Source organism: Microlunatus parietis (genome assembly GCF_013407955.1).
GTDB classification, from domain to species: domain Bacteria; phylum Actinomycetota; class Actinomycetes; order Propionibacteriales; family Propionibacteriaceae; genus Microlunatus; species Microlunatus parietis.
This window is the reverse complement of the sequence record NZ_JACCBU010000001.1, coordinates 3,549,103-3,560,929: the sequence shown is the minus strand read 5'-3', so window position 1 is coordinate 3,560,929 and position 11,827 is coordinate 3,549,103. Positions and strand designations below refer to the sequence as shown.

Here is an 11,827-nt window from a genome sequence, read left to right as displayed (position 1 = left end):
TCCCGTAACGCATATCACGCTTCCCAACATGCGTATTCTATGTCGTACGATATGTGTCGCGTAATGGCGAGCATGCCATCGGTGTCGTGCCCACGGAGAAGGAGGCGGAGTTGATCGACGTGACGGCCGTACAAGCGTGGGCTGACTGCGGTGGCAAGTGATGTCGGGACTGATGCTGGCGGCGGTGGCGGCGCTCCCCGCAGGCGCGGCCGCGGCCGGATCGGTCCGTCGCCTGCGGGGCATGGCGCCCGTGCTGAGCGTCGGCGCGGCAGTGCTAGCCGCCGCGCTGGGGGTGGCGCTGGCCGTGACGGTGGCTGTCGGCGGGCCGGTGGAAGTGGTGCTGGCCACCCCGGACGGGCGGGTATGGACCGGGTTGGTGGTCGACCACGTCGGGGCGATCGTGCTGTTGCTGGTGTGCGCGGTCAGCGCCGTGGTCCAGGCATTCGCCCTTCGCTACCTGCGTGGTGACCCAGCGGCGGCCAGGTTCGCCATCGCGGCCGGGGCGCTGACCGCCGCCACCACGGCGATGGTGACCGCGGCGACCATCGTCACCCTTGCAGTGGCGTGGTCGCTGACCGGGGTGATCTTGTGTCGACTGGTGGGTATATATCGGCCGGCTCCTTCGGCTGTTGACGCCACCCGCCGCACCGCACGTGCCGTCGTCATCGGGGATGTCGCGTTGTGGGTGGGGGTTGTCCTCGCGGTCGCGGCCTGGGGCGATCTCGACCTGCGCCACCAGAGCAGCAACACCGCGGTCGGCGGCCCGTTGGGCACGGTGGTGGCGTGTTTACTGGTGGTTGCCGCGTCCGCGCGGTGTGCGCAGCTGCCCTGGCATCGTTGGCTGCCGGCGTCCCTGGCGGCACCGACTCCGGTCTCGGCGCTGCTGCACGCCGGCGTGGTCAACGCGGGTGGGGTGCTGCTGGTGAAGCTGGCGCCGATCGTCGGTGCCGCACCAGTGGCGACACACCTGGTGTTCGCCATCGGCGCCGTCAGCGTCGTGGCAGCCACGACGATCATGCTGGCCCGCCCGGACGTCAAGGGTGCGCTGGTGCATTCCACGATCGGGCAGATGGGGTTCATGTTGGTAACCTGCGGGCTCGGCCTCTACGCCGCGATGGTGGTGCACCTGGTGGCGCACGGGCTGTTCAAAGCCACCTTGTTCCTCGGTTCGGGGTCGGCCGTGCAGCGGTATACCCGCCACACCGTGGCTCCTCCCGCGCCTCGGTTGGCTCCCGCGCGCGCGGCGCAGGTAGCTGTATTCGCCGGGGTCGCCGGGGTCGCGGCGGTGGCGGTGGCGGCCTGGTGGCTGCCCCCCCACGCCGGCGGCGCGGCGCTGCTGGTCTTCGCCGTGGCCACCGCCGCCCGGCTGGCGTGGGGCTGGCTGCGTCGCTACCCGACCGCCGGCGCGCTGGTCACGGTGGTGATCGTGCTGCCGGGCGCCGCGATCGGCTATCTGGCTGTTGTGGGTGCGGTCGCGGAGTTTCTGGCACCGAGCCTGCCAGCCGCCGGGCCGGCCGCTGTCTCGGCCTGGTTGCTGGCGACCGTGGTGGTGGTGCTGGCGGCCGGCGCGCTGCTGCTCCATCTGGCACCGGCGAACGGTCTCCGCCGCTGGCGCGACCGGTTGTACGTACTGGCGCTGTCGGCCGGGCAGCAGCGCACGCACGCCGCCACCTGGGGGCACCCGCCGCGGCCTGGCGCCGGCCCCGCGCCCGAGGCCGGTCCCCAGCTGGAAGGAGCTCGGGCGTGATTCCGGCCCTGCGCTCTCGACGGCACCCCGGGAAGGCGGTCCGCCGCTGTAACCCCAGCGTCATCGGCCGTCCCGCACACGCGGTTCCCCGGGGCGGCAAGACGATCGCGCGATTCGCCACCGCTATCAACGTGCTCACGCAGGAGGGTTCGTACTCATGACCACCAGCCCAGCCACCGACGTCACCGCTGATGTCGCTACACAGCTCGCGGCAGTGCGCACCGAGATCGCCGACGCGGCCGGGTTTCTGGCGCCGACCTGGCCGCTGGCCGATTTCATCGCGGTCAACCCGATGGCCGGCCTGATGGACCGGCCGTTCACCGAAGCGGCCACCGTCGCCGCGGATCTGCTCGGAGCACGAGTCACCCCGGACGAGCCCTGGCTGCGCGCTGCCTGGCGGTGCGGGCGGATCACCGACGACGACCTGCGTGCCGTGCTGGCACGCCGCCACCCCGCGGCGCTGCGGCGGGGCCCGCTCACCCTCGGCAGCCGCGCCTACGACCCGGTCGACCTGCTGGTGGCGGATCTGCACCAGGGCGTCACGAGTCCACCGCCGCGCCGTCAAGCAGGCACCGCGGCCGAAGCACTGGACCCGGACCTGGCCGCCCTGCTGAACACCCACACGATCCAGTGGTGCGGGGCCTACCTGGACGACGGCCAGTCCACCTGGCGAATGCCCGGCCGCGACCGCGGCTTCTACCCCGCGTGGCGGACGCTGGCCACCCACGACGCGACCTTGCCGCGCCCAGTGCGGGCGCGGCTGCGGCACCTGCCCGAACGGGCGGAGCACGCCATTGTGCAGGCGCTGACTGCGCTCGGTGTCCCGGACAACCAGCGCACCCGCTATCTGCAGGCTCACCTGGCCTGCCTTCCCGGCTTCGCCGCCCACATCCGGTGGCAGGGCCAGCGGCCCGACAGCGGCATCGACCTGGTCGACTACCTCGCGCTGCGGCTGGCCACCGAAGCCGCCGCGCTCGCCAGCGCACACCCCCACGGCACGGCATGGGCCTCGGCCTCCGCCAGCCGGATCGACACCCGGCAAGCCACCGTAGCTCCGGCCGCCCGCGCCGACCACCTCCTGGGCGCGCTCGAAGTCACCGACACCGACGCCGCCCAGCGGACCGCGCTCGCGGCACTTCTCGACCACCTTCCGCTGGAGCAGCGGGCACTCGTCTGGCTGGACGCCTACGAGGACCACTACCGGGGGCAGCTGCTGCGCACCCTCGACCGACACCAGCCCGAGCAGACAGACGCCCCACCCCGGGCGCAGGTGGTGTGCTGCATCGATCCCCGTTCCGAAGGACTACGCCGACACCTGGAAGCGCTCGGCAACTACCAGACCCTGGGCTTCGCCGGCTTCTTCGCCGTCGCCATGCGCTACCGCGACCTCGCCGGAGGTGCCGCCCGCGCCCAATGCCCGGGCCCGATCACACCCCAGTACGCCGTCACCGAAAAGCCCGTCGCTGGCCGGCAGCGCGCGGCCGAGCGGTCACTCGCCGGCCGCCGGGCCGGCGCGGCCGCTGATCACGCTCTGCACGCCGCCAAGGACGACCTGCTGGCCCCGTTCGTCCTCGCCGAATCCGCCGGCTGGCTGGCCGGCCCACTGGCCGCGGCCAAGACGTTCGCGCCCCGCGCCGCCGGCGCCACACGCGCGTGGTGGGCCCGCCGCATCGCCCCCGACCCGCCCACCGAAATCTCCATCACCGACGCCTTCACCCCCGGCGAGCGCGCCGCGACCGCCGAGACCATTCTCACGCTGATGGGCCTGACCAGCGGGTTCGCGCGGCTGGTGGTGTTCTGCGGGCACCGCGCCCACACCGATAACAACCCCTACCAGGCCGCGCTGGACTGCGGCGCCTGTGGAGGGCATCCCGGCGGCCCCAACGCCCGCACCGCCGCCGCCCTGCTCAACGATCCCCAGGTCCGCCAGCACCTGGCCAGCCGCGGCATCACCGTTCCCGACGACACCTGGTTCGTCCCGGCCGAACACAACACCACCACCGACACCGTGCGCCTGCTGGACCCCCACCTCCTGCCCGACACCCACCGCCGGGACGCGGACATGCTCACCGCTGACCTCCGCACGGCCGGCACCAGGCTGGCCGCCGAACGCTGCGCTACCCTGCCGGGCGCACCCACCCGGCCCCGCCCACGGCGCGCGGCGCGGCATACCCGTGCCCGTGCCCACGACTGGGCCCAGGTCTTCCCCGAATGGGGTCTCGCCGACAACGCCGCCTTCCTCGTCGCGCCCCGCGCCCTCACCCGCGGCGTCAACCTGCACAGCCGCGTGTTCCTCCACGACTACCACCCAGGTCTGGACCCGGCTGGCACCGTCCTGGAAACCATTCTCACCGCGCCGCTGGTCGTCGCGCACTGGATCAACAGCCAGTACTACTTCGCCACCGTCGACCCGCACGCCTTCGGCGCCGGCAGCAAGACCCTGCACAACGTCACCGGTGGGGGGCTCGGCGTCATGTCCGGCCCCACCAGCGACCTTCTGCCCGGCCTGCCCTGGCAGTCCCTCACCGACGGCCACCACACCCGGCACGAACCGCAACGCCTGCTCGCCATCGTGCAGGCACCCTTGCCCAGGCTGGACACCCTCATCGCGCGCAACACGGTACTGCAGCACATGTTCGACCACGACTGGGTCGGCCTCACCGCCCGGGAACACCCCGATCAACCCTGGTCTCGCTACACCCCCACCGGATGGCAGCCCTGGCGGCCCGCCACAGCTGACCAGGACGGCAGCCGGCTGCCGTCACCCGCTGCGTTCATCACAAGCAACGCTACGGCAGAAGAGAGGCGCCCGAGATGAGCATGCTCCTGCTGGTTCGAAGCCTGGACGACGTCAGGTCCGCGGTCAAGGACGTGGGCGGCTATCTGGTCCACCATCGACGGCAGTTCGGAGATCCACCCCAGCCGAGCCCGCTCGTCGGGCTGTGGATCCGCCCCGAACTCGACGCAGGGTTGCCCGCGCTGCTGCCGTGCAGCCCGAGCGGCTCCGACAGCGGACGTAGCGCCGACGGCGCCTCCGCGCAGACCCCCGCCGACGAAGCGCCCGTCGGGATCCGGATGTCGTTCTCACTGGCTGGCATCTGGACCCTGTGCTGGATGGACGGCCCCCTCCTGCGGGAGGCGCAGGACGCACACGAGTACCGGCACCGGATCCTCGATGGCTTCGTGGCGGGCGTGGTGCCCGAAACAGCCCCTGCGGGTGCGTTCGTCCCCGTCTTCGACCCGGCCGACGCCAGCGGCGTCGTGGAGGCGCGCCTGTCGGCGCTACGTGCCCGGCATCCGCGCCTCGTTGCCGAGCATTGGTACGTCGATGACCGAGACCACGGCATCGCCGGGCCGATACAGACCCCAGAAGGGTGAACGCCGGCGTATCGCACCAGACCACCTACACCTACTGGACAGGGCACTCGCCCCAGTCGTCGATCACGAACAGAGGAGAGATCATGACGCCGTCCTCCACACCCGCGCCGATCACCGTCGCCCACGGTGACGGAATCGGTCCGGAGATCATGGAAGCCACCCTTTCGGTGCTTCAAGCCGCAGGCGCGGCCCTCGATATCGAAACGATCACCATCGGAGAGTCGGTCTATCAGGCCGGCAACCCCGCCGGTGTCACTGCCGGGGCGCTCGAGTCGATCCGCCGCACGGGCGTGTTCCTCAAAGCGCCCATCACCACTCCTCAAGGCGGAGGGTTCAAGAGCCTCAACGTCACCGTGCGCAAGACGTTCGGTCTCTATGCCAACGTCCGGCCATGCGTGGCGTACGCGCCGTTCGTTGCCACCAAGCATGCTGGCATGGACGTCGTCATCGTCCGGGAGAACGAAGAGGACCTCTACGCCGGCATCGAGCACCGCCAGACCGACGAGGTCGTTCAGTGCCTCAAGCTCATCTCCCGGCAGGGCTGCGAGCGGGTGATTCGCTACGCCTTCGAGTACGCCACCGCCTACGGGCGAACCAAGGTGACCGCGTTCACCAAGGACAACATCATGAAGATGACCGACGGCCTGTTCCACCGGGTGTTCGACGAGGTCGCCGCCGACTACCGCGATATCCAGGCAGAGCATTGGATCGTCGACATCGGTGCGGCCAAGCTCGCCGACACCCCCGAGGCGTTCGACGTTGTCGTCCTGCCGAACCTCTACGGCGACATCCTCTCCGACGTCGCCGCCCAGATCGCCGGATCAGTTGGCCTCGCCGGAAGTTCGAACATCGGCGGGCGAGTCGCCATGTTCGAAGCCATCCACGGATCCGCCCCCCGGCGAGCTGGCCAAGACGTCGCGAATCCTTCCGGGCTGCTGCTGGCCGCGGTGCAGATGCTGGTCCACATCGGACAAGCCGACATCGCGAGCAGAGTCCACAACGCCTGGCTGCGGACCATCGAAGACGGTATCCACACCTACGACATCTACGAGCCCGACACCAGCACCTCCAAGGTCGGCACCACGGCGTTCGCGGCCTCGGTCATCGACCGTCTCGGCCAAGAACCCACCCGTCTGCCTGCAACGCTCTACGCCCGGCACAGGCCGATCAGCGTCAAGCTCGCGAGCCGACCAGCTGCCGCCAAGACCCAGCTCGGCGTCGATGTGTTCGTCCACAGCCCTGATGCCACCCCGGACGAACTTGCCGCCAAGTTGGCTCCGGTCGCCGCGCCCCTGCACCTTGACATGATCTCCAACCGGGGCCAGAAGGTATGGCCAGGCGGCGCGCCCGAGACCCTGCTCACCGACCACTGGCGATGCCGCTTCCTCGACCCGCGCGGGAACACGACCGCCGCCGAGGTCGTCGCTCTGCAGGCCCGAATGGTCGAGCACGGTATCGAACCGATCAAGACCGAAGGCCTCTACGCCTTCGACGGCGAACCCGCGTTCACCCGAGGGCAGGGCCAATGAACCCCTCCGCCGCCGAAGGCCCACCGCAACCGCGAGAAAGCCCACGTCAGATGGCAACGACCACCAACAGCTCCACATCGACCAGCAGCACCGGGGAGAAGGACACGGACCCGCGTCACCGTAGCCGAATCGTCACCGACGGCGTCACCCGAGCACCGGCTCGGGCGATGCTGCGGGCAGTCGGGTTCGACGACGAGGACTTCATCCGGCCGCAGATCGGTGTGGCCGCGGCCGCCAACGACCTCACGCCCTGCAACATCGGCCTGGACCGCCTGGCAGGCGCGGTGGCCGGCGGAATCAGGGAGGCGGGCGGGGTGGCGATGCGGTTCTCGACCATCGCCATGTCCGACGGGATCGCCATGGGGCACCGCGGCATGCGGGCGTCGCTGCCCAGCCGGGACCTCATCGCCGACTCGGTCGAGTGCGTCATGGAGGCCGAACAACTCGACGCGATGGTCACCATCGCCGGCTGCGACAAGAGCCTTCCCGGGATGCTCATGGCCGCCGCACGCCTCAACGTACCCACAGTGTTCGTCTACGGCGGTTCCTCCCTCCCCGGTAGCTGGCGGGGCCGGCCGGTGACGATCCAGGACGTTTTCGAGGCCGTCGGCGCGCACGCAAGCGGCCTGCTCGGCACCGACGACCTGGACGAGCTGGAACGCGTCGCGTGCCCGGGAGCCGGGTCGTGTGCCGGCATGTACACCGCCAACACGATCGCCGCCGAAGCCGAAGCCCTCGGTATCGCACTGCCCGGCTCGGCATCGGCACCCGCCGTCGACCCCACCCGCGCCGGCATCGCCCACGACAGCGGCACGGCCGTCATCGCCGCCCTGCGCGCCGGGATCCGCCCACGCGACATCCTCACCCGCGAAGCGTTCGAGAACGCCATCACCGTGGTGATGGCCCTGGGCGGGTCGACCAACGCCGCGCTGCACTTGCCCGCCATCGCCCACGAAGCCGGCGTCCGCCTCACCCTCGACGACTTCGATCGGATCAGCCAACGCACCCCCCACATCGCTGATCTCCGTCCCGGTGGGCGCCACGTCATGGCCGACCTCCACCGGGTCGGCGGCGTGCCCGCGGTGCTCGCCGCGCTGCTGGACGCCGGACTGCTCCACGGAGACTGCCTCACCATCACCGGAGCCACCCTGGCCCAGAACCTCGCCGAACTCGCAGCCCAGAAACCCGACGGCACCGTCCTCCGGACACCCGACGAACCGCTCCGCCCCGACGGCGGACTTGCTGTCCTGCGTGGCTCGCTTGCCCCGAGCGGTGCGGTGGTCAAGATCGCCGGCCTGAGCGTCGACCGCTTCCACGGCACGGCCCGGGTCTTCGACACCGAAGACGCCGCCATGAGCTATGTCGCGGGCGGGAGGCTCACAGGCGGGGAGGTGATCGTGATCCGATACGAAGGGCCACGCGGTGGACCGGGCATGCCGGAGATGCTCGCCGTCACCGCCGCCGTCCGCGGCACCGGCCTGGGCGGCCAGGTGGCGTTGGTCACCGACGGCCGCTTCTCCGGCGCCACCACCGGCCTCTGCGTCGGCCACGTCGCCCCCGAGGCCGCCGTCGGTGGGCCGCTGGCGCTGGTCGCCGACGGCGACCCGATCGTGATCGACATCCCAGCACGCGCCATCGACCTCGACGTCGACACCGCTGAACTCGAACAGCGCCGCGATCGCTGGCGCCCACCCCCCGCCCCGACCGGCAACGGCTTCCTGGCCAAATACAGCCGCCTGGTCGGCTGCGCCTCGCAGGGGGCGCTCGTCGGCGCCACGCCGCGATGAGCAGCCCCTCGGGTGACGGCGCCGTGCCGCGCGATGCCGGCCGGCGGCCGGTCGTGTCCTACACCGGCCGCCGGGCGGTTCTGGCCACCAAGCACGACAAGCTTCCCTTGGTGGCCCCGCCGCTGGCGGCCTCCGGCCTAGAGGTTACGGCCGTGGCGATCGACACTGACCAGCTGGGCACCTTCAGCGGGGACATTCCGCGTCCCGGGACGCCGCTGGACACCGCCATCGCCAAGGCCCGCCTCGGCATGGCCGCCGCGGGAACCTCTCTCGGGGTCGCCTCGGAAGGCAGCATCGGTCCCCATCCGGCGAGCCCGCTGCTCACCGCGGACGCCGAAATTGTGGTGCTGGTCGACGCCGACCGCGACATCGTCGTGTGGGACAGAGCCATCAGCCTCGACATCCGGGCCGCCGCCCGGGCAGTCGAGCCCGGTCATGACATGACCAGCCTGACCCGCCGCTTCGATCTCCCCGGCCACGCCGTCATCGTCCGACCCAACCACGGCCCGCCGGCGCCAGTGCTCAAAGGGCTGCGCGACCTGGCCGACATCGAGGCCGCGGTGGCCACCTGCGCCGCGGCATCTCCCGACGGGCAAGCGCGGGTCGAGACCGATCTGCGCGCGCATATGTGCCCGTCCCGGCGACCGGTCATCCGCCAAGCCGCCGAGCGCCTCGCCGCCCGCCTCGCCGCCCGCTGCCCGGCCTGCACGAGCCCCGGCTGGGGACCCGTCGATGCAGTCACCGGTGTGCCCTGCGCCTGGTGCGGCACCCCGGTCGACGACGTCCGCGCCGAGATCGACGGCTGCCCCGCCTGCGGCCACCGGGCCGAGCGCGCCGTAATCGCCCCGGGTACGACTGCGGACCCCGGGCGGTGCCCACGCTGCAACCCCTGAGCCGCGTGCTGCGAGAACTCAGACATCCGGGAGATGACGCAGCGGCCGGTTAGGCGGTGACCACGACCGTGCAAGGGTCGCCCACCGGACCTGCGAACGTCGGGGCCCAGCGCCGTCGACCCACACCAGCACGTCGTGGCGGACGAGGTGGCCGTCCACGGCGACTCGCTTGGCGACCCCGGATCCGGGTGAGGGGCGGACGACGGGCAAGTGGGAGGATAGAAGACGTGCAGATCGAGGAGTGGGCCTACCGGGACCTGGGGTGGGCGAAGATCGACGTCGGACGGCCGGCCCGGACCGGGACAGCCGAGGCCGTGTACGCGGCGGGCAAGACCCCGGAACAGGTCGTCAGCACGCTGGAGGCCCTGCGAGAAGCCCATCCGGGGCGCGTGGCTGTCGCAACCCGCTGCGACGCGGCCTGCGAGGCGGCGGTTCGCAAGGCATTCGGCGACAACGTGTTCGCCGAGGCAGGCGTGTGCGCGGTCGGCGAATTCCCGTCCCCCGAGGCCGGCCCGCTCACGATCGTCTGCGCGGGAACCTCGGACCTGCCGGTAGCCCGCGAGGCGGAGATCACGGCCCGCGGGAATGGGATCGACGCCCGCTTGGTCGCCGACGTGGGCGTGGCCGGGCTGCACCGGCTCCTCGACAAGCTCGGTGAACTGCGGGAGGCGGCCTGCGTGATCGTGGTGGCGGGCATGGACGGGGCGCTGCCGAGCGTCGTGACCGGCCTTGTGAGCGCGCCGGTAGTGGCGGTGCCGACATCGGTCGGCTACGGCGCCGCGTTCGGCGGGCTCGCGCCGCTGCTGACGATGCTGAACTCCTGCTCGCCCGGCGTGACCGTGGTGAACATCGACAACGGGTTCGGCGCGGCGGTCGCTGCGGCCCGCATCCTCGGCGTGAAGGCGGATCGATAACGATTCGCGTGGCTCAACCGGTCGGCGGGCGCCTGCGGCGGCCGTCTCGGTTCGTTGTGATTCAGAGTGCCCCTTCCTCGGCTGAAACACCAGACTCCTTCAGCCGCTCTGGATCACCTCACCCCACTTCCTGACAACACCCGCGAGGTAGCGCGCCACCGGGCCTCCCCACGTCCTCGTGCACACTGTGAGTCTCGTCGTCCGGCGTCCGGTTGACCGGGGCCAACAGCTCACGCGATAATGAAGGCGCGAGGGGAGTACTTCCGCAGGGCTCACCCGGTCATTACGGACACCCCTATGGTGCTCCCCGGGGAGTCGCCTTTATAGGCGAAGGAGACCTCGACACTGCAACGTGTCTAGAGGTGTCCCCTTCATGCTTCTCGCATCGCAACCTGGACTCTGGGCGGTCAGCATCGCCGTGTTGCTGGCCCTGCTGGTGACCGACTTCGTCGTCACTCGCCGGCCGCACGAGGTGTCGCTCCGGGAAGCGGTGGCGTGGTCGGTCTTCTACCTCACCCTGCCGTTCGTGTTCGCCATCTGGATCTGGGCCACCTACGGCAACACCCCGGCGCTGGAGTTCGTCACCGGCTTCGTGGTGGAGAAGTCACTGTCGGTGGACAACCTGTTCGTGTTCATGCTCATCCTCGCCGGCTTCGCCGTCCCCGCCAACATCCAGCAGCGGGTGCTGCTCTTCGGCATCGTCGGAGCCCTGCTGTTGCGCGGCATCTTCATCGCCGCCGGTGCGGCGTTACTGCAGGCCGGCACCTGGGCGTTCCTCGTCTTCGGAGCGATCCTGCTCGTCTCAGCCGGCAAGATCCTGCAGGAGGTGCGCTCCGGCGGCGGCTTCGAAGACCGCGACCCATCGCAGATGCGTATCGTGCGACTGCTACGCAGAATCATGCCGGTCACCGACGACTACCGGGGCACCCGATTCACCGTACGGGAGAACGGCCGGCGCGCACTCACCCCGCTGGCCGTCGTCGTGGCGGCCATCTTCTTCACCGACATCGTCTTCGCAGTCGACTCAGTCCCGGCCGTCTACGGCATCACCAGCGACCCCTACCTGGTGTTCGCCACCAACGCCTTCGCCCTGCTCGGCCTGCGCGCGCTGTACTTCGTGCTCCACTCGGTGCTGGCCAAGCTCATCTACCTCAACCACGGCCTGGCCATCATCCTCGCCTTCATCGGCCTGAAACTGATGCTGCACTGGGCGCACGAGGTCTGGCCGTCCGTCCCGCTGGTCCCCACACCGATCTCGCTGGCCGTCATCGTCGGCATCCTCACCACGGTCACCGTGGCCAGCCTGCGCAGCCGGCGCACTGCCGCACAAGCCCTGCCCCCCGATCCAGATGCCGTCGCAAAGAAGGACTGACCATGTTGGACTACGTGATCGAGGTCGTAGCCACCGTGCTCGTCATCGCCGCACTGATCATCAGCTGCGCTGCGCTCAGCTCACCCCGACGCCCGCCGGGCCCGCGCAGGTAACGGCATGGGCCCGGCGCAGGGGTTCGGTGCATTTGACCATCCGGCGAGCACCCCTGAGGGCGCTGGACCAGCAAGATGACGGTCAGGACCGCGG

The 11,827-nt window shown here is 70.6% G+C and carries 8 protein-coding genes; all 8 read left to right on the top strand.

All coding sequences use genetic code 11. The annotated features are described in order from the left end of the window. Positions 1-160 precede the first annotated feature (160 nt). Positions 161-1,747, top strand: a complete 1,587-nt coding sequence (locus tag BKA15_RS17095) for a proton-conducting transporter transmembrane domain-containing protein (RefSeq protein WP_179752728.1) — start codon at positions 161-163, stop codon at positions 1,745-1,747. Between the two features lie 157 nt (positions 1,748-1,904). After that, positions 1,905-4,565, top strand: a complete 2,661-nt coding sequence (locus BKA15_RS17090; RefSeq protein ID WP_179752726.1) for a DUF2309 domain-containing protein — start codon at positions 1,905-1,907, stop codon at positions 4,563-4,565. After that, positions 4,562-5,125, top strand: coding sequence for a hypothetical protein (locus tag BKA15_RS17085; RefSeq protein ID WP_179752724.1), 564 nt, complete (start codon positions 4,562-4,564; stop codon positions 5,123-5,125). Before BKA15_RS17090 ends, BKA15_RS17085 begins: the two co-directional genes overlap by 4 nt. A gap of 83 nt (positions 5,126-5,208) precedes the next feature. Beyond that, positions 5,209-6,654: an NADP-dependent isocitrate dehydrogenase gene (locus tag BKA15_RS17080; RefSeq protein WP_179752722.1), complete on the top strand. Its 1,446-nt coding sequence runs from the start codon at positions 5,209-5,211 to the stop codon at positions 6,652-6,654. A 50-nt stretch (positions 6,655-6,704) separates the two neighbouring features. Continuing rightward, positions 6,705-8,441 (top strand): dihydroxy-acid dehydratase, encoded by a 1,737-nt coding sequence (gene ilvD, locus BKA15_RS17075; protein ID WP_179752720.1) that lies wholly within the window; start codon positions 6,705-6,707, stop codon positions 8,439-8,441. Next, positions 8,438-9,334, top strand: a complete 897-nt coding sequence (locus BKA15_RS17070) for a DUF6671 family protein (protein WP_218871401.1) — start codon at positions 8,438-8,440, stop codon at positions 9,332-9,334. The genes ilvD and BKA15_RS17070 overlap by 4 nt, the downstream gene beginning before the upstream one ends. A gap of 227 nt (positions 9,335-9,561) precedes the next feature. Further along, the gene (gene larB / locus BKA15_RS17065; protein WP_312879081.1) at positions 9,562-10,248 is read left to right on the top strand and encodes a nickel pincer cofactor biosynthesis protein LarB; all 687 of its coding nucleotides are present in this window, start codon (positions 9,562-9,564) and stop codon (positions 10,246-10,248) included. A 373-nt stretch (positions 10,249-10,621) separates the two neighbouring features. Further along, positions 10,622-11,620, top strand: a complete 999-nt coding sequence (locus BKA15_RS17060) for a TerC/Alx family metal homeostasis membrane protein (RefSeq protein WP_179752718.1) — start codon at positions 10,622-10,624, stop codon at positions 11,618-11,620. Positions 11,621-11,827: the final 207 nt, after the last annotated feature.